18 protein-coding genes and 3 tRNA genes are annotated in these 18,235 nt (G+C 57.6%); 17 read left to right on the forward strand and 4 right to left on the reverse strand.

What is annotated here, in order from left to right; all coding sequences use genetic code 11:
- Position 1: 1 nt before the first annotated feature.
- On the reverse strand, positions 2 to 310 hold the full coding sequence (locus AB4N85_RS25570) for a YhbY family RNA-binding protein (RefSeq protein ID WP_003221534.1): 309 nt from the start codon (positions 308 to 310) through the stop codon (positions 2 to 4).
- A gap of 101 nt (positions 311 to 411) precedes the next feature.
- Here AB4N85_RS25570 and rlmE point away from each other — a divergent pair, with 101 nt between their 5' ends.
- The 16 genes from rlmE to AB4N85_RS25650 all read left to right on the forward strand — a co-directional run bounded on the left by rlmE (position 412) and on the right by AB4N85_RS25650 (position 16,004).
- Positions 412 to 1,041, forward strand: a complete 630-nt coding sequence (gene rlmE / locus AB4N85_RS25575; protein ID WP_056782866.1) for a 23S rRNA (uridine(2552)-2'-O)-methyltransferase RlmE — start codon at positions 412 to 414, stop codon at positions 1,039 to 1,041.
- Between the two features lie 202 nt (positions 1,042 to 1,243).
- Entirely contained in the window at positions 1,244 to 3,151 is a 1,908-nt protein-coding gene (gene ftsH, locus AB4N85_RS25580; RefSeq protein WP_016771759.1) for an ATP-dependent zinc metalloprotease FtsH, read from the forward strand.
- A gap of 8 nt (positions 3,152 to 3,159) precedes the next feature.
- Positions 3,160 to 4,011, forward strand: coding sequence for a dihydropteroate synthase (gene folP / locus AB4N85_RS25585; protein ID WP_056782869.1), 852 nt, complete (start codon positions 3,160 to 3,162; stop codon positions 4,009 to 4,011).
- 16 nt (positions 4,012 to 4,027) lie between these two features.
- Positions 4,028 to 5,365 (forward strand): phosphoglucosamine mutase, encoded by a 1,338-nt coding sequence (gene glmM / locus AB4N85_RS25590; RefSeq protein WP_041477931.1) that lies wholly within the window; start codon positions 4,028 to 4,030, stop codon positions 5,363 to 5,365.
- Positions 5,366 to 5,430: 65 nt separating this feature from the next.
- Positions 5,431 to 6,186: a triose-phosphate isomerase gene (gene tpiA / locus AB4N85_RS25595; protein ID WP_056782873.1), complete on the forward strand. Its 756-nt coding sequence runs from the start codon at positions 5,431 to 5,433 to the stop codon at positions 6,184 to 6,186.
- A 4-nt stretch (positions 6,187 to 6,190) separates the two neighbouring features.
- Complete coding sequence (gene secG / locus AB4N85_RS25600; protein WP_016771756.1) at positions 6,191 to 6,574, forward strand: preprotein translocase subunit SecG; 384 nt, start codon at positions 6,191 to 6,193, stop codon at positions 6,572 to 6,574.
- 22 nt (positions 6,575 to 6,596) lie between these two features.
- A tRNA-Leu gene (locus AB4N85_RS25605) sits at positions 6,597 to 6,682 on the forward strand.
- A 97-nt stretch (positions 6,683 to 6,779) separates the two neighbouring features.
- Positions 6,780 to 6,856, forward strand: a tRNA-Met gene (locus AB4N85_RS25610).
- A 139-nt stretch (positions 6,857 to 6,995) separates the two neighbouring features.
- Complete coding sequence (rimP, locus tag AB4N85_RS25615) at positions 6,996 to 7,454, forward strand: ribosome maturation factor RimP (RefSeq protein ID WP_007973115.1); 459 nt, start codon at positions 6,996 to 6,998, stop codon at positions 7,452 to 7,454.
- A gap of 47 nt (positions 7,455 to 7,501) precedes the next feature.
- Positions 7,502 to 8,983, forward strand: a complete 1,482-nt coding sequence (nusA, locus tag AB4N85_RS25620) for a transcription termination factor NusA (RefSeq protein WP_024011569.1) — start codon at positions 7,502 to 7,504, stop codon at positions 8,981 to 8,983.
- Between the two features lie 27 nt (positions 8,984 to 9,010).
- Positions 9,011 to 11,536: a translation initiation factor IF-2 gene (infB, locus tag AB4N85_RS25625; protein WP_041477933.1), complete on the forward strand. Its 2,526-nt coding sequence runs from the start codon at positions 9,011 to 9,013 to the stop codon at positions 11,534 to 11,536.
- 159 nt (positions 11,537 to 11,695) lie between these two features.
- Positions 11,696 to 12,097 carry a 30S ribosome-binding factor RbfA gene (gene rbfA / locus AB4N85_RS25630; protein ID WP_016771753.1) on the forward strand — a complete coding sequence of 134 codons (402 nt, stop codon included), beginning with the start codon at positions 11,696 to 11,698 and terminating at the stop codon, positions 12,095 to 12,097.
- A 4-nt stretch (positions 12,098 to 12,101) separates the two neighbouring features.
- The gene (gene truB / locus AB4N85_RS25635) at positions 12,102 to 13,019 is read left to right on the forward strand and encodes a tRNA pseudouridine(55) synthase TruB (RefSeq protein WP_150636060.1); all 918 of its coding nucleotides are present in this window, start codon (positions 12,102 to 12,104) and stop codon (positions 13,017 to 13,019) included.
- A 143-nt stretch (positions 13,020 to 13,162) separates the two neighbouring features.
- Positions 13,163 to 13,432, forward strand: a complete 270-nt coding sequence (rpsO, locus tag AB4N85_RS25640; RefSeq protein WP_016771751.1) for a 30S ribosomal protein S15 — start codon at positions 13,163 to 13,165, stop codon at positions 13,430 to 13,432.
- Between the two features lie 204 nt (positions 13,433 to 13,636).
- The gene (gene pnp / locus AB4N85_RS25645; protein WP_024011572.1) at positions 13,637 to 15,742 is read left to right on the forward strand and encodes a polyribonucleotide nucleotidyltransferase; all 2,106 of its coding nucleotides are present in this window, start codon (positions 13,637 to 13,639) and stop codon (positions 15,740 to 15,742) included.
- 189 nt (positions 15,743 to 15,931) lie between these two features.
- Positions 15,932 to 16,004: transfer RNA gene (locus AB4N85_RS25650), tRNA-Thr, on the forward strand.
- A gap of 20 nt (positions 16,005 to 16,024) precedes the next feature.
- Here AB4N85_RS25650 and AB4N85_RS25655 read toward each other — a convergent pair.
- Together AB4N85_RS25655 and AB4N85_RS25660 are read right to left on the reverse strand one after the other, a co-directional pair.
- Positions 16,025 to 16,366: a type II toxin-antitoxin system HicB family antitoxin gene (locus tag AB4N85_RS25655; RefSeq protein WP_056782875.1), complete on the reverse strand. Its 342-nt coding sequence runs from the start codon at positions 16,364 to 16,366 to the stop codon at positions 16,025 to 16,027.
- The gene (locus tag AB4N85_RS25660; protein ID WP_252868787.1) at positions 16,363 to 16,614 is read right to left on the reverse strand and encodes a type II toxin-antitoxin system HicA family toxin; all 252 of its coding nucleotides are present in this window, start codon (positions 16,612 to 16,614) and stop codon (positions 16,363 to 16,365) included. The genes AB4N85_RS25655 and AB4N85_RS25660 overlap by 4 nt, the downstream gene beginning before the upstream one ends.
- Before the next feature lie 354 nt (positions 16,615 to 16,968).
- On the opposite strand from AB4N85_RS25660, the gene AB4N85_RS25665 reads away from it, so the two are divergent.
- Positions 16,969 to 17,268, forward strand: coding sequence for a DUF6388 family protein (locus AB4N85_RS25665; protein WP_041477935.1), 300 nt, complete (start codon positions 16,969 to 16,971; stop codon positions 17,266 to 17,268).
- Between the two features lie 89 nt (positions 17,269 to 17,357).
- On the opposite strand, the gene nadC is transcribed toward AB4N85_RS25665, so the two are convergent.
- Entirely contained in the window at positions 17,358 to 18,206 is an 849-nt protein-coding gene (nadC, locus tag AB4N85_RS25670; protein WP_016771747.1) for a carboxylating nicotinate-nucleotide diphosphorylase, read from the reverse strand.
- Positions 18,207 to 18,235: the final 29 nt, after the last annotated feature.

Consider the following 18,235-nt stretch of genomic DNA (forward strand, 5'->3'; position numbering starts at 1 on the left):
ATCACTTGAAGCGATGAACGTTCGACAGCTGCTTGTTGACGCTGAAGTTCTTGCGGTAGACCAGAGCCATCTTGCCGATGACCTGAACCAGGTCCGCTTTGCCGACCTTGCACAGCTCGGCGATGTGCGCGAGGCGCGACTCGCGATCAAGGATATTGAGCTTGATCTTGATCAGCTCGTGATCGGCCAAGGCGCGTTCAAGTTCGGCTAAAACACCTTCAGTCAAACCGTTGTCCGCCACCGTCAACACTGGTTTGAGGTGGTGGCCGATGGATTTGTACTGTTTCTTCTGCTCTGGAGTGAGCGGCATAATCTGACCCTTTCGTCTGGATTCTGTAAAATGGCGGCCATTTTACCCGAGGGTTCGTGGATCCGCCCAACTAATCACGACCCTAATCATCGAGGTGCCCAATGGCGCGTTCCAAGACAAGCCTTGGTTGGCTGAAAAGACATGTCAACGATCCTTATGTGAAGCAGGCGCAGAAGGATGGCTACCGCTCGCGTGCAAGTTACAAGCTTCTGGAGATCCAGGAAAAATACAAACTCATCCGTCCGGGCATGAGCGTGGTCGACCTCGGCGCGGCGCCGGGTGGCTGGTCGCAAGTCACCAGTCGGCTGATCGGTGGTCAGGGGCGTCTGATCGCTTCGGACATTCTTGAAATGGACGGCATTCCGGACGTGACCTTCATTCAAGGTGACTTCACTGAGGACTCGGTGCTGGCTCAAATCCTTGAGGCTGTGGGTAATTCGCAGGTGGACCTTGTGATTTCCGATATGGCCCCCAATATGAGTGGTACGCCCGAAGTGGATATGCCCAAGGCCATGTTCCTGTGCGAGCTGGCGCTGGACCTGGCGGAACGGATCCTCAAGCCCGGTGGCAACTTCGTCATCAAGATTTTCCAGGGCGAAGGGTTCGACGTTTATCTGAAGGATGCTCGGAAGAAATTCGACAAGATCCAGATGATCAAGCCAGACTCTTCCCGTGGCAGCTCCCGAGAGCAGTACATGCTGGCCTGGGGTTATCGCGGTGGTGATGCCTGAAACGAGGTTTTTCGGCGGGGCGATAGGTTTTTCATATTTCGCTCTGCAGGCATAAGCGAATATTGTGTAGAAAGTGTTTCACAAAGGGTTACAGACGGCGCCTGCCAGAGTTGTAGGTAATGTAGTAAGTTAGGCCGGTGAATATCATGCGAAGCGCGCGCCAGTAGCGGAGCTTGCTTCAGAGGGTAGTTAATTGAACGATATGGCAAAGAATCTGATCCTGTGGTTGATCATCGCGGCAGTCCTGGTGACGGTGATGAACAACTTCTCCAGCCCTAACGAGCCGCAGACCCTCAACTATTCCGACTTCATCCAGCAGGTCAAGGATGGCAAGGTCGAGCGCGTAGCCGTTGACGGCTATGTGATTACCGGCAAGCGCACCGATGGCGACAGCTTCAAGACCATTCGTCCGGCAATTCAGGACAATGGCCTGATCGGCGATCTGGTCGACAATCACGTTGTGGTTGAAGGCAAGCAGCCTGAACAGCAAAGCATCTGGACTCAGCTTCTGGTAGCCAGCTTCCCGATCCTGGTGATCATCGCGGTGTTCATGTTCTTCATGCGCCAGATGCAGGGTGGTGCCGGTGGCAAGGGCGGGCCGATGAGCTTCGGCAAGAGCAAGGCGCGCCTGCTCTCTGAAGATCAGGTGAAAACCACTTTGGCTGACGTTGCCGGTTGCGACGAAGCCAAGGAAGAAGTCGGCGAGCTGGTTGAGTTCCTGCGCGATCCGGGCAAATTCCAGCGTCTGGGCGGTCGTATTCCGCGCGGCGTATTGATGGTCGGCCCACCGGGTACCGGTAAAACCTTGCTGGCCAAGGCAATTGCCGGCGAAGCGAAAGTGCCGTTCTTCACCATTTCCGGTTCTGACTTCGTTGAAATGTTCGTCGGTGTCGGCGCGAGCCGCGTCCGTGACATGTTCGAGCAGGCCAAGAAACATGCCCCTTGCATCATCTTCATCGACGAAATCGATGCCGTAGGTCGCCATCGTGGCGCCGGCATGGGTGGCGGTCACGACGAACGTGAGCAGACTCTCAACCAGTTGCTGGTAGAGATGGACGGCTTCGAAATGAATGACGGCATCATCGTGATTGCTGCGACCAACCGTCCGGACGTACTCGACCCTGCGCTGCTGCGTCCGGGCCGTTTCGACCGTCAGGTGGTGGTTGGCTTGCCAGACATTCGCGGTCGCGAGCAGATTCTCAAAGTCCACATGCGCAAAGTGCCAATGGGCGACGACGTTGCTCCGGCAGTGATCGCGCGTGGTACTCCGGGCTTCTCCGGTGCTGACCTGGCCAACCTGGTCAACGAAGCGTCGCTGTTCGCTGCCCGTAGCGGCAAGCGTATCGTCGAGATGAAAGAGTTCGAACTGGCGAAAGACAAGATCATGATGGGCGCCGAGCGCAAATCCATGGTCATGTCCGAGAAAGAAAAGCAGAACACGGCCTACCACGAAGCTGGCCATGCCATTGTCGGTCGCGTTGTTCCTGAGCATGATCCGGTCTACAAGGTATCGATCATCCCGCGCGGTCGTGCGCTGGGTGTGACCATGTTCCTGCCGGAAGAAGATCGCTACAGCCTGTCCAAACGTGCGCTGATCAGCCAGATCTGCTCGTTGTACGGTGGCCGTATCGCTGAAGAAATGACCCTGGGCTTCGATGGTGTGACTACCGGGGCCTCCAACGACATCATGCGTGCAAGTCAGATTGCCCGGAACATGGTGACGAAATGGGGTCTGTCGGAAAAACTCGGTCCGCTGATGTACGCCGAAGAAGAAGGCGAAGTGTTCCTCGGTCGCGGTGGTGGTGGTCAGGCTGCCAGCTTCTCCGGTGAGACAGCCAAACTGATCGACTCCGAAGTGCGCAGCATCATTGATCAGTGCTACGGCACCGCCAAGCAGATCCTCACGGATAACCGTGACAAGCTGGATGCCATGGCTGATGCGCTGATGAAGTACGAAACCATCGATGCCGAGCAGATTGACGACATCATGGCCGGCCGCACACCTCGCGAACCTCGCGACTGGTCGGGTGGCACCGGTACGCCTCCGCCGCCTGTCGTGCAGGATGAGCGTCCGGAAAAACCGATTGGCGGTCCGGCTGCTGACGTTTAAGGCTTGAAATGACTTCTGTACAGTCCCTGACCCGGTTGCCTTGTGGCAACCGGGTTCTTGATTTGGCCCAGACGCATGTCATGGGCATTCTCAATGTCACTCCTGATTCCTTTTCCGACGGCGGCCGCTATAGCCAGCTCGATGCGGCTTTGCGCCATGCCGAAGCGATGGTGCTGGCTGGCGCGACGTTGATTGATGTCGGCGGCGAATCGACCCGGCCAGGCGCGCGAGCGGTTTCTCCTCTGGAGGAGCTCGAGCGCGTCGCGCCGATTGTCGAGCTGATCAATCGCGAGCTGGATGTGATCATCTCGGTCGATACTTCCACCCCGGCAGTCATGCGCGAAACCGCACGGCTCGGTGCCGGCCTGATCAACGATGTGCGTTCGTTGCGTCGCGATGGTGCGCTGGATGCGGCGGCGGCTACCGGATTGCCGGTCTGCCTCATGCACATGCTCGGCGAACCGGGCGATATGCAGGATAATCCGCAGTATCAGGATGTCACCCGCGAGGTCGGCGAGTTTCTCGCCGAGCGCATGGATCAGTGCGCCCAGGCGGGCATTCCTGCCGAGCGGATCATTCTTGATCCCGGCTTCGGCTTCGCCAAGACCCTGCAGCACAATCTAAGCTTGTTCAAACACATGGAGGCCCTGCATGCGCTGGGGCGGCCATTGCTGGTAGGTGTTTCGCGCAAGAGTATGATTGGCCACGCGTTGAACCGTCCCGTGGGCGAGCGCCTGCACGGCGGACTGGCGCTGGCGGCGCTGGCGTCAGTTAAAGGCGCACGTATATTGCGCGTCCACGATGTGGCGGAAACCGTCGATGTTGTGCGAATGATTGCGGCCGTTGAATCAGCCGAATAAGAATGATGGAGCACTTATGAGCAAGAAATATTTTGGTACCGACGGCATTCGCGGTCGTGTTGGTGAATACCCGATCACGCCTGACTTCATGCTCAAGCTCGGCTGGGCGGCTGGTATGGCTTTCCGCAAGATGGGGGCCTGCAAGGTGCTGGTCGGCAAGGACACGCGGATCTCCGGTTATATGTTCGAATCGGCACTCGAGGCCGGGCTGACCTCGGCGGGCGCCGATGTGATGCTGCTCGGCCCGATGCCGACGCCTGCCATCGCTTATCTGTCGCGTACGTTCCAGGCTGAAGCCGGTATCGTGATAAGTGCCTCGCACAACCCGCATGATGACAACGGCATCAAGTTCTTCTCCGGTAAAGGCACCAAGCTGCCGGATGAGTTGGAGTTGATGATCGAAGAATTGCTCGACACGCCGATGACCGTTGTCGAGTCGAGCAAGATCGGCAAGGTGTCGCGAATCAATGACGCATCGGGTCGCTACATCGAGTTCTGCAAAAGCAGCGTTCCTACTGGCTCCAATTTCGCCGGCCTGAAGATCGTCATCGACTGCGCGCATGGTGCGACTTACAAGGTTGCACCGAGCGTCTTCCGTGAGCTGGGTGCCGAAGTTGTCGTGCTATCTGCCCAGCCGAATGGGTTGAACATCAACGATAACTGCGGTTCCACGCATATGGGCCCATTGCAGGCCGCCGTTCTGGCTGAGCATGCGGACCTGGGTATCGCCTTCGACGGTGATGGTGATCGGGTATTGATGGTCGATCACACCGGCGCCATTGTTGATGGTGACGACCTGCTGTTTATCATTGCCCGCGATCTGCATGAGCGTGGCAAGTTGCAGGGTGGCGTCGTCGGTACGTTGATGAGCAATCTTGGTCTCGAACTGGCCCTTGCGGATCTGTCGATCCCGTTCGTTCGCGCCAATGTCGGTGACCGCTACGTGATTGCCGAACTGCAAGAGCGCAACTGGCTCGTTGGTGGGGAAAACTCCGGGCATGTGGTCTGCTTCAATCACACCACCACGGGCGACGCGATCATCGCGGCCTTGCAAGTGTTGATGGCTCTGAAATCCCGCAACGAAGGCTTGGCACAAACCCGGCAGGCGTTGCGCAAGTGCCCTCAGGTGCTGATCAACGTTCGCTTTGGCGGCGGTGAAAGCCCGCTGGAGCATCCGGCTGTCAAGGAAGCCAGTGCCCGTGTAACTCAGGCGATGGCGGGGCGCGGTCGCGTGCTTCTGCGCAAGTCCGGCACAGAGCCTCTGGTGCGCGTAATGGTCGAAGGCGAGGACGAAAACCAGGTTCGCGGCTATGCCGAAGAGCTGGCAAAACTGGTAACCGAAGTTTCTGCCTGATACGGCTTGCAAGCCATGATTGTGTTGGGTAACATCTGCGCCCACTTTGACCGACGAGGTACAGCATGCGTCGCCCTATGGTAGCTGGTAACTGGAAGATGCACGGTACCCGCGCCAGCGTCGCTGAGCTGATCAACGGCCTTCGTCATCTGGCCTTGCCTAGCGGTGTTGATGTCGCGGTGTTCCCGCCTTGCTTGTATATCAATCAAGTGATTGATGGCTTGAAAGGCAAGTCGATTTCGGTCGGCGCGCAGAATTCTGCGGTGGAAGCCATGCAAGGTGCGTTGACTGGTGAGATTGCTCCCAGCCAACTGGTGGATGCAGGTTGTTCCCTGGTGCTTGTCGGGCACTCCGAACGCCGCCAGATTATGGGCGAGCGAGACGGGATGCTGAATCGCAAGTTCGCAGCGGCACAGGCATGTGGCTTGACTCCGGTGTTGTGTGTAGGGGAAACCCTCGAGCAGCGCGAAGCCGGAAAAACTCTTGAAGTTGTCGGGCGTCAGCTGGGCAGCATCATCGAGGAGCTGGGTGTCGGTGCCTTTGCCAAGGCAGTGATTGCATACGAGCCGGTCTGGGCCATTGGTACCGGGCTGACTGCAACGCCGCAACAGGCTCAGGATGTGCATAAGGCCATTCGCGAGCAGTTGGCGGCAGAGAATTCTGAAGTCGCACGAGGTGTGCGGCTTCTATACGGCGGCAGCGTGAAGGCGGCCAATGCGGTCGAACTGTTCGGCATGCCGGATATCGATGGGGGGCTCATTGGTGGAGCTTCCCTGAATGCAGATGAGTTCGGTGCGATTTGTCGCGCCGCGGGAAACTGAAAAAATGCTGGAAACAGTCGTAGTCGTTTTTCATCTGCTGGGTGCATTGGGCGTAGTTGCTCTGGTTTTGCTGCAGCAGGGTAAGGGTGCGGACGCTGGCGCGTCTTTCGGAGCAGGTGCTTCAAATACTGTGTTCGGAAGCCAAGGTTCCTCTACCTTTCTTAGTAAGTTTACTGCTATACTTGCCGCCGGTTTCTTCATAACCAGCTTGGGGTTAGGTTACTTTGCTAAAGAGAAAGCTCATCAGCTGACTCAAGCAGGTCTTCCAGATCCAGCAGTGTTGGAAGTACCTAAGCAACAACCGGCTTCTGATGATGTCCCGGTGCTTCAAGAGCAAAAGTCGGCTACTCCAGCGACTGACGTGCCTCCAGCTCAAGAGCAGAAGTAAGAAGGGTTTCAAACGTAGTATTGCCGAGGTGGTGGAATTGGTAGACACGCAACCTTGAGGTGGTTGTGCCCATAGGGTGTAGGGGTTCGAGTCCCCTTCTCGGTACCAATTAGTCAGGAGAGCCCGCTGTTGCGGGCTTTCTTGCAGGTGGAAGGTTACATTGACCCTATAAGGGATCGGTCGTATACTTCCGCCCCAGCTTTGTCGCGGGGTGGAGCAGTCTGGTAGCTCGTCGGGCTCATAACCCGAAGGTCGTCGGTTCAAATCCGGCCCCCGCAACCAGTTTAAGGAGCCCCTTTTAAGGGGCTTTTTGTTAGCTGGATACTTTCAACGCCGCTGTTCGACGGCGTTTCAAGGATGGGCGTTATGCCCATTTTTTTATTTTGCAAAGCATGCACATATCATGCACTAGGGGGTTCAGGTGTCGAGCAAGCTAGAAGAGTTGCAGGCCTTGCTGGCCCCGGTGGTCGTGGCCCTGGGCTATGAATGCTGGGGTATCGAGTTTTCGGCTCAGGGTCGGCACTCGATGTTGCGCGTTTATATCGATAAAGAGGGTGGCGTGCTGGTGGACGACTGCGCCATTGTCAGCCGTCAGATCAGCGGTGTCCTGGATGTTGAAGATCCAATCTCCGTTGAATACACCCTTGAAGTTTCCTCGCCTGGCATGGAGCGCCCGCTGTTCACTCTTGAGCAGTTTGCCAAATTTGCCGGTGAACAAGTGAAGATCAAGCTGCGCTCGCCTTTCGAAGGTCGACGCAACTTTCAGGGCCTTCTGCGCGGTGTAGAAGAGCAGGACGTCGTGGTGCAGGTAGAAGACCACGAGTTCCTGTTGCCGATCGATATGATCGACAAGGCCAACATTATTCCCAGTTTTGACTGAGACGCGGATCCCGCGGATCCAATGGCTTGCGAAAGGCGAGGCGTACGATGAGCAAAGAAGTACTGCTGGTTGTTGAGTCGGTATCCAATGAAAAGGGTGTACCGGCAAGCGTAATTTTTGAAGCGCTGGAGCTGGCTCTGGCCACTGCTACCAAAAAGCGTTTTGAAGACGAAGTGGACCTGCGTGTGGAAATCAACCGCCACACCGGTTCTTACGAAACCTTCCGTCGCTGGACGGTCGTCGAAGAGAATGATCTCGACGATCCGGCCATCGAGACCTGGCCAAGCAAGGTTGCCGAAACGCATCCTGGTGCCAAGGTCGGTGACGTCGTCGAAGAGAAAATCGAATCCATCGAGTTCGGCCGCATCGCTGCACAGACTGCCAAGCAGGTCATCGTGCAGAAAGTTCGCGAAGCCGAGCGCGCTCAAGTGGTCGACGCCTATCGCGAGCGCCTGGGAGAAATCATCTCCGGCACCGTGAAAAAAGTTACCCGCGACAACGTGATCGTCGATCTGGGCAACAATGCTGAAGCATTGCTGGCCCGTGAAGACATCATTTCTCGCGAAACCTTCCGTGTCGGCGTGCGTCTGCGTGCGCTGCTCAAGGAAATCCGCACCGAGAACCGCGGCCCGCAGCTGATCCTGTCGCGTACCGCGCCGGAAATGCTGATCGAGCTGTTCCGTATCGAAGTGCCGGAAATCGCCGAAGGCCTCATCGAGGTCATGGCCGCCTCCCGTGATCCGGGTTCGCGTGCCAAGATCGCTGTCCGCTCCAAGGACAAGCGCATCGACCCGCAAGGTGCCTGCATCGGTATGCGCGGTTCGCGCGTCCAGGCGGTATCGGGTGAGTTGGGCGGTGAGCGTGTTGATATCGTGCTGTGGGACGACAACCCGGCCCAGTTCGTTATCAACGCCATGTCCCCGGCCGAGGTTGCGGCAATTATCGTTGACGAAGATGCCCATGCCATGGACATCGCCGTTGGCGCAGACAATCTGGCTCAGGCCATCGGTCGCGGTGGTCAGAACGTGCGTCTGGCGAGCCAGTTGACTGGCTGGACCCTGAACGTGATGACCGAATCGGACATCCAGGCTAAGCAGCAAGCAGAAACCGGCGACATCCTGCGCAACTTCATCGACGAGCTGGAAGTCGACGAAGAACTGGCTCAGGTGCTGGTAGATGAAGGCTTCACCAGCCTGGAAGAGATTGCCTACGTACCGGTGGAGGAAATGCTCAACATCGACGGCTTTGACGAGGACATCGTCAACGAGCTTCGTGCTCGCGCCAAGGATCGCTTGTTGACCAAAGCCATCGCTACTGAGGAAAAGCTGGCAGACGCCCATCCGGCCGAAGACCTGCTCTCGCTTGAGGGTATGGACAAGGATTTGGCGATGGAACTGGCGGTGCGCGGCGTAATTACCCGCGAAGACCTGGCCGAGCAGTCTATTGACGACCTGCTCGACATCGACGGCATTGACGATGATCGTGCCGGCAAGTTGATCATGGCCGCCCGAGCCCACTGGTTCGAGTAATTAGGCGCGGCCTGAGGAGAGAAGTGCATGACGCAAGTCACGGTGAAACAACTGGCCGATGAGGTCAAAACACCGGTAGAGCGCCTGTTGCAGCAGATGCGTGAGGCAGGTCTGCCGCACACCGCCGCCGACGAAAATGTGACTGACAGTGAGAAGCAATCCCTGCTGACTCACTTGAAGAGCAGTCACAAGGCGAAAGTGGAAGAACCACGCAAGATCACGCTGCAGCGTAAAACCACCAGCACCCTGCGTGTGGCTGGTAGCAAGAGCATCAGCGTTGAAGTTCGCAAGAAGAAAGTTTTCGTACAGCGCAGCCCGGAAGAAATCGAAGCCGAGCGCAAGCGTGAACTGGATGAGCGTCGCGCAGTAGAAAATGCTGCCCGTCAGAAGGCTGAAGAAGAAGCCAAGCAGCGCGCCGAAGAAGAAGCGCGTCGCCAGCCTGCTGCTGCGCAAACCGCTGCCAGCGACGCCGTTGCTGCACCGGCTGCTGCCGAACCTGTTCGCGAAAGCGCACCGGTGGCTGCTGCTCCTGCTCCATCGGCTGACGTTCGCAACAAGCAGAACGAACAGCGCCGTCCGGACAAGCCACGTGCCGACGATAACAATCGTCGCAGCGGTGGCGGTGATGGCGAGCGCAAAAACGCTCCGCATCGCGCATCGGTCAAAGAAAAAGCCCCGGCACCACGTGTGGCGCCACGCACTACCGACGAAGAAAGCGATGGCTTCCGTCGTGGTGGTCGCGGCAAGGCCAAGCTGAAGAAGCGCAACGCCCACGGTTTCCAGAGCCCGACCGGCCCTGTCGTGCGTGATGTGCAGATCGGCGAGACCATCACGGTTGGCGATCTGGCCAATCAGATGTCGGTCAAAGCGGCTGAAATCATCAAGTTCATGTTCAAACTGGGTACCCCAGCGACCATCAACCAGGTGCTTGATCAGGAAACTGCTCAACTGGTAGCCGAAGAACTGGGCCACAAAGTGACCCTGGTCAGCGACACCGCTCTGGAAGATTCCCTGGCCGAGTCCCTGAAGTTTGAGGGTGAGTCGTTCTCCCGTGCACCAGTCGTGACCGTAATGGGCCACGTTGACCACGGTAAGACTTCCCTGCTCGACTACATCCGTCGTGCCAAGGTAGCTGCTGGCGAAGCCGGCGGTATCACCCAGCACATCGGTGCATACCACGTTGAGACTGATCGCGGCATGGTCACTTTCCTCGACACCCCGGGTCACGCTGCGTTTACCGCAATGCGTGCCCGTGGTGCCAAGGCGACCGACATCGTGATCCTCGTGGTTGCAGCGGACGACGGCGTGATGCCGCAAACCATCGAAGCGGTTCAGCATGCTCAGGCAGCTGGCGTGCCGCTGGTGGTAGCAGTGAACAAGATCGACAAGCCGGGCGCTGATCTCGATCGCATCCGCAGCGAACTGTCGGTTCACGGCGTGACTTCCGAAGACTGGGGTGGCGACACACCATTCGTTCCGGTTTCGGCGAAGATGGGTACTGGCGTGGACGAGCTGCTTGAAGCCGTTCTGCTGCAGGCCGAAGTTCTCGAACTGAAAGCTACACCGTCGGCTCCTGGCCGTGGTGTGGTGGTTGAATCGCGTCTCGACAAGGGTCGTGGCCCGGTGGCAACCGTGCTGGTTCAGGACGGTACGCTGCGTCAAGGCGACATGGTCCTGGTCGGTTCGAACTACGGCCGTGTACGTGCCATGCTCGACGAGAACGGCAAGCCGATCAAGGAAGCCGGTCCATCCATCCCTGTCGAGATCCTCGGCCTGGACGGTACCCCGGACGCTGGCGACGAGATGAGCGTGGTTGCCGACGAGAAGAAAGCCCGTGAAGTGGCTCTGTTCCGTCAAGGCAAGTTCCGCGAAGTCAAACTGGCTCGCGCTCACGCCGGCAAGCTGGAAAACATCTTCGAAAACATGGGTCAGGCCGAGAAGAAGACGCTCAACATCGTCCTCAAATCCGACGTCCGTGGTTCGCTGGAAGCGTTGAACGGTGCCTTGAATGGCCTGGGCAACGACGAAGTACAAGTGCGCGTCGTGGGTGGCGGTGTCGGTGGTATCACCGAATCCGACGCCAACCTGGCACTGGCTTCCAACGCTGTACTGTTCGGCTTCAACGTGCGTGCCGATGCCGGCGCTCGCAAGATCGTCGAGCAGGAAGGTCTGGATATGCGTTACTACAACGTGATCTACGACATCATCGAAGACGTCAAGAAAGCCCTGACCGGCATGCTCGGCAGCGATGTTCGCGAGAACATCCTGGGTGTCGCCGAAGTGCGTGACGTGTTCCGTTCGCCGAAGTTTGGCGCGATCGCCGGTTGCATGGTGATCGAAGGTGTCGTGCACCGTAACCGTCCGATCCGTGTACTGCGTGAAGACATCGTTATCTTCGAAGGCGAGCTGGAATCCCTGCGCCGCTTCAAGGATGACGCTTCCGAAGTACGTGCCGGCATGGAATGCGGTATCGGCGTGAAGAGCTACAACGACGTCAAAGTCGGCGACAAGATCGAAGTCTTCGAGAAGGTTCAGGTTGCTCGCAGCCTCTGACTCGCGCACTTCAAGGGCCACGATGGGCCGTAGCATGCAAATGCACGGCACAGCGTCCGGACTCTAAACGCAACGCCCGGTCTGGCTTTTGTCAGGCCGGGCGTTTGCCGCTTTCAGACCTTGCGGGTTTCACCGCTGGGCAGTAACAGGTAACAAATCATGGCAAAAGAATACAGCCGTACCCAACGTATCGGCGATCAGATGCAGCGCGAGCTGGCGCAACTGATCCGTCGCGAAGTCAAAGACCCGCGCGTCGGCCTGGTCACCATCACCGCTGTGGAAGTGTCCCGTGACGTCGGTCACGCGAAGATTTTCATTACCGTGATGGGTCAGGACAACGCTGAAGACATCGCGCAAAGCATCAAGGTGCTCAATGCCGCCGCAGGCTTCCTGCGCATGCAATTGGCCCGCGAAATGAAGCTGCGCAGCGTGCCGCAACTGCACTTCCACTACGACGAATCCGTCGTGCGTGGCGCGCACCTGTCGGCGCTGATCGAGCGCGCCGTCGCTGAAGACAATCAGCACGTTGCCGCTCCTGCACCTGAAGACACCAAGGAGTAATTCGGTGGCTCAGGTCAAACGTATCCGTCGTAACGTCAGCGGCATCATTCTGCTAGACAAGCCGTTGGGGTTCACCTCCAACGCGGCATTGCAGAAGGTACGCTGGCTGCTCAATGCCGAGAAGGCCGGGCACACCGGCAGCCTCGACCCGTTGGCCACCGGCGTGTTGCCGCTGTGCTTCGGCGAGGCGACCAAGTTCTCGCAATACCTGCTCGATTCCGACAAGGGCTACGAGACTCTGGCGCAACTGGGCAAGACCACCACCACGGCCGATGCCGAAGGCGAGGTTTTGCAGGAGCGTCCGGTGACCGTTGGTCGCGCCGATGTCGAAGCGGTTCTGCCGAAATTTCGTGGGCAAATCAGTCAGATACCGCCGATGTACTCGGCACTCAAGCGTGATGGCCAGCCGCTGTACAAACTGGCACGTGCAGGCGAAGTAGTGGAGCGCGAACCGCGTTCTGTTACTATTGCGCGCTTGGAATTGCTGGCCTTCGAAGGCGATACTGCGCGGCTTGCGGTGGACTGCAGCAAGGGCACCTATATTCGGACCCTGGTGGAGGATATCGGTGAGCAACTCGGTTGTGGTGCGTACGTCGCAGAATTGCGTCGGACCCAGGCCGGGCCTTTCACCCTGGCGCAGACTGTTACTCTCGAAGAGCTGGAAGCGGTACATGCCGAAGGCGGCAACGAAGCGATCGATCGCTTCCTGATGCCATCGGACAGCGGCCTGCAGGATTGGCCGTTGCTGCACTTCTCGGAAGCGAGCGCGTTCTACTGGCTCAACGGCCAGCCGGTACGTGCCCCGGATGCACCGAAGTTCGGCATGGTACGAGTACAGGATCACAATGGTCGCTTCATCGGTATCGGTGAAGTGAGCGAAGACGGGCGCATCGCGCCGCGTCGCTTGATTCGGTCAGAATGACCGGAACCGGTCTGCGTTAAGCGGGCCGGCGAGTGTGGCTGTTAACAGGCATGGTCACTACTCATTTATTGATACAGGGATTTGTCCCTGGCCTGTTGAAGCTGTTTCCCTGAAACAGTTTCCTGATAAGGAAGGATTGCCTCATGGCTCTCGACGTTCAAGAAAAAGCTCAAATCGTTGCTGACTACCAGCAAGCTGTTGGTGACACTGGTTCGCCAGAAGTGCAGGTTGCACTGCTGACCGCCAACATCAACAAACTGCAAGGTCACTTCAAGGCCAACGGTAAAGATCACCACTCCCGTCGTGGTCTGATCCGCATGGTTAACCAGCGTCGCAAGCTGCTGGACTACCTGAAAGGCAAGGACGTAAGCCGGTACGCCGCGCTGATCGCTCGCCTGGGTCTGCGTCGCTAATCAGCGATTGCGCTATGAGGTTGGTGGTCTGTCGGGCGTCAGCGGTTTTCCGCTGGCGTCTTGCAGGCTCCCAGCCTCAAGTTTTATCTGCAGCATGGCTTTACCTGTAGCACCCGGACAATTGCCATCGGGCCGATTCCCGAGATTGCCCAAGAATTCGCAAGAAACCGTTTCCCCCAAGAGCCACAAAGAAGGTAGGACACCGTGAACCCGGTAATCAAAAAATTCCAGTTCGGTCAATCGACCGTTACCCTCGAGACAGGCCGTATCGCCCGTCAGGCCTCCGGCGCAGTATTGGTCACCGTTGACGACGACGTCAGCGTGTTGGTGACTGTTGTCGGTGCAAAGCAAGCCGATCCGGGCAAGGGCTTCTTCCCTCTGTCCGTTCATTACCAGGAGAAGACTTACGCTGCCGGTAAGATCCCTGGCGGTTTCTTCAAGCGTGAAGGCCGTCCTTCCGAGAAAGAAACCCTGACTTCCCGACTGATCGACCGTCCGATCCGTCCGCTGTTCCCAGAAGGCTTCATGAACGAAGTGCAGGTTGTCTGCACCGTCGTTTCCACCAGCAAGAAGACCGATCCGGACATCGCTGCGATGATCGGTACCTCGGCAGCCCTGGCCATTTCCGGCATTCCGTTCGACGGCCCGATCGGCGCCGCTCGCGTGGCTTTCCACGAAAGCACCGGCTACCTGCTGAACCCGACTTACGAGCAGCAGGCCGCTTCGAGCCTGGACATGGTCGTTGCCGGTACTTCCGACGCCGTGCTGATGGTTGAATCGGAAGCCAAAGAGCTGACCGAAGACCAGATGCTGGGTGCGGTACTGTTCGCTCACGACGAATTCCAGGTTGTGATCAACGCTGTTAAAGAACTGGCTGCCGAAGCCGCCAAGCCAACCTGGAACTGGGCTCCTGCGCCAGAAGCCACCGAACTGCTGGGCGCTATCCGTGCCGAGTTCGGCGAAGCGATCTCCCAGGCTTACACCATCACCATCAAGGCCGACCGTTACGCTCGCCTGGGTGAGCTGAAGGACCAAGTGGTCGCCAAGCTGTCCGGTGAAGAAGGCCAGCCAAGCGCTGCTGAAGTCAAAGCAGCCTTCGGCGAAATCGAATACCGCACCGTTCGCGAAAACATCGTCAACGGCAAGCCACGTATCGACGGTCGCGACACCAAGACTGTACGTCCGCTGAACATCGAAGTCGGCGTTCTGCCGAAGACTCACGGTTCGGCTCTGTTCACCCGTGGCGAGACCCAGGCACTGGTTGTTGCAACACTGGGCACCGCCCGTGACGCGCAACTGCTGGACACCCTGGAAGGCGAAAAGAAAGACCCGTTCATGCTGCACTACAACTTCCCGCCGTTCTCGGTAGGCGAGTGTGGTCGCATGGGTGGCGCCGGTCGTCGCGAAATCGGTCACGGCCGTCTGGCCCGTCGTTCGGTTTCGGCCATGCTGCCAGCCGCTGACGTGTTCCCGTACACCATCCGCGTGGTGTCGGAAATCACCGAATCCAACGGTTCGAGCTCGATGGCTTCCGTGTGCGGTGCTTCCCTGGCACTGATGGACGCTGGTGTACCGATGAAGGCACCGGTGGCCGGTATCGCCATGGGTCTGGTTAAAGAAGGCGAGAAGTTCGCCGTCCTGACCGACATCCTCGGCGACGAAGATCACCTGGGCGACATGGACTTCAAGGTAGCCGGTACCGCCAAAGGCGTTACTGCGCTGCAGATGGACATCAAGATCAAGGGCATCACCGAAGAGATCATGGAAATCGCTCTGGGCCAGGCCCTTGAAGCGCGCCTGAACATCCTCGGCCAGATGAACCAGATCATTGGCCAGTCGCGTACCGAACTGTCGGCCAACGCTCCGACCATGATCGCGATGAAGATCGACACCGACAAGATCCGTGACGTTATCGGTAAAGGTGGCGCGACCATCCGTGCGATCTGCGAAGAAACCAAGGCTTCGATCGACATCGAAGACGACGGTTCGATCAAGATCTTCGGCGAAACCAAGGATGCCGCAGAAGCAGCGCGTCAGCGCGTTCTGAGCATCACGGCAGAAGCCGAGATCGGCAAGATCTACGTCGGCAAGGTTGAGCGCATCGTCGACTTCGGCGCATTCGTCAACATCCTGCCGGGCAAGGACGGTCTGGTGCACATCTCGATGCTGAGCGACGCTCGCGTTGAGAAAGTGACCGACATCCTGAAAGAAGGCCAGGAAGTGGAAGTGCTGGTACTGGACGTGGACAACCGCGGCCGTATCAAGCTGTCCATCAAAGACGTGGCAGCTGCCAAGGCTTCGGGCGTTTAATCGCCCCAACGCTTTAGCGCAATGAAGATGCCCCCGCCGTGCAAACGGCGGGGGCATTTTTTTATCTGAAATAAAGAAATTGTGGCGAGGGGATTTATCCCCTCGCCACAAATGTGGTTCTCAAAAGAAAACCATCAGACAACCCACAAATTTGCCGGAGCTCGAGACCGGTGCTAGGTTTAGCCCACCGCCCGTGTAGCTCAGCCGGTAGAGCAGCGCACTCGTAACGCGAAGGTCGCAGGTTCGATTCCTGTCTCGGGCAAAAAATTTTCGCCTTCGGTTTTATGCGTGGTGTTGGAGGTATTCGTTCAGTGCTTGACGTGTCAGATCATTCAACGACACATTTTGACGGGTTGCCGCCAGAGCCGCTGCTAAATGCAGATCGTGACCTATGCGAACATTGAACGATCCTTTGCATGGGATTTCAGGCTTCTGCCCGAGCTGCTGACAGGTTTGTAAATAGTCATCTACCGCCTCGCGAAAGGCTGCTTCCAGTTCAGCCACCGTTTGTCCTTCATAATTAACCAGCGCCCTGATGAAAAGGAGTTTTCCGAACAGGCACTTATCTTCCGTGCTCGCCTCGATAGAGCCAACATAGCCTTTGTAGTGCAGCTGGGAACTCATGGAATCAGGCCTCCTGTTTTCAGTTGCTCGATAATCTGGCGTCTTGCGTATGTTTTGATTTCATTTCCGGGATGTGGCTTGTGCAGGTTGATCATTGCGCTCGGATTCCCGTTGTCGAATTTGATCCTGCTACCGGATCCTTCCAGCTGAGAGTAACCAAGACGCGCCAACAGAGTGACAAGCTCGGACCATGTGAATGCGCTTTGGCCGTTGGCAAGTTTGGCGAGAAGTTTTTCAGTCTTTGACATGCTGGCCTATGATTGCAACTGAATATAGTTGCCTGTTTTTGGGCGGTCAATGTGAAGGTTTCGTTCGCCTTGACCTCAAAGGCGATGGCGAGGATTTATACGCAGTGAATTTCGCGCATGGAAACCGGAAACTGTAACCAAGCGCATACCACCCTTCATTTCATTCCCCCGGTTGCACTGGCTTGCGTCTCTGTTAGGATTCCTTCGTACCAGACAAGCAAGCACCGTTGTTTTCATATGATCCACGAATGGTCCTGAAGGCCAGGAAAAACCGAGCTTCCAATGGCTTCCTGCGTCAGAGAGATCCTTGATGATCCAGATCCATCCTCCATTCCTAAGATCAGCGAGAACCCCATGACTGAATTGACCCAAGAGCAACGCCACGAACAAGCGCTGGAAAAATACCTTCTGGATGTGCCGGACCTGAAGGATGAGATCAAGGACCTGAGTCCCGATGATCAAAAAGACCAGATCCAGTGGGCCTTCGAAGACGAAGCCGAAGCGCAGGGCTTGCAGCCGTGGGAGCTGACGCTCAAGTACACGAGCTCGCCGGAAGAGTTCGAGGCGCAGCGCCTCGTGCTGCACAAGGAAGCGGCGGAAGTCTTGGGTGTCGAGTGGGAAGAGTACTGCGAGATGAACAATCTCGTCGTATGACGAGAGCTTCAAGTTTCAAGCTGCAAGCTACAAGTCGAAGCAGAATCGCTCAGCTTGTAGCTTGTAGCTTGTAGCTTGCAGCTTGTAGCTCAGAGACTCAGTCGCATCGACAGATCCACCGCTTTGACATCCTTGGTCATCGCGCCGATCGAGATGTAATCCACGCCCGTTTCGGCGATCGGCAGCAGCGTGCTTTCGTTGATGCCGCCGCTGGCTTCCAGTTTTGCTTTGCCGGCCGTCAGGCGTACGGCTTCGCGCATGTCATCCAGGCTCAGTTCGTCGAGCATGATGATGTCGGCGCCGGCTTCCAGCGCTTGCTTCAATTCCTCAAGACTTTCCACTTCGATTTCCACCGGTTTGCCCGGGGCGATCTTGTGTGCGGCGGCCACGGCTTCGGCGATGCCTCCGCTGGCGGCAATGTGGTTTTCCTTGATCAGGAAGGCGTCGTACAGACCGATCCGGTGGTTGTGACAGCCGCCGCAGGTCACCGCATATTTCTGAGCCAAGCGCAGGCCGGGCAGGGTTTTACGGGTGTCGAGCAACTTGACCTGCGTTTCACCGACGAAGTCCGCCAGGTACTGCGCGCGCGTCGCCACGCCAGACAGCAACTGCAGGAAGTTCAACGCGCTGCGTTCACCGGTCAGCAGTGAGCGAGCCGGGCCTTCCAGGTGAAACAGCGGCTGATTGGCTTTGACCCGCTGGCCGTCGACCACTTGCCAATGCACCGCCACGCGCGGATCGAGCTGGCGAAACACCGCATCGACCCACGCGGTGCCGCAGATGACCGCGTCGTCACGGGTGATGATGGTGGCTTTGGCCAGGCGTTCGGCCGGGATCAGTTGCGCGGTGATGTCGCCGCTGCCGACGTCTTCGAGCAACGCACGGCGCACGTTGTTTTCGATTTCGGCGGTCAGATCGGCGAGACGTAGATTCGGCATAACGGACTCCACAAACAAAGTGGTTCGAT

Source organism: Pseudomonas sp. H1_G08 (genome assembly GCF_054681355.1).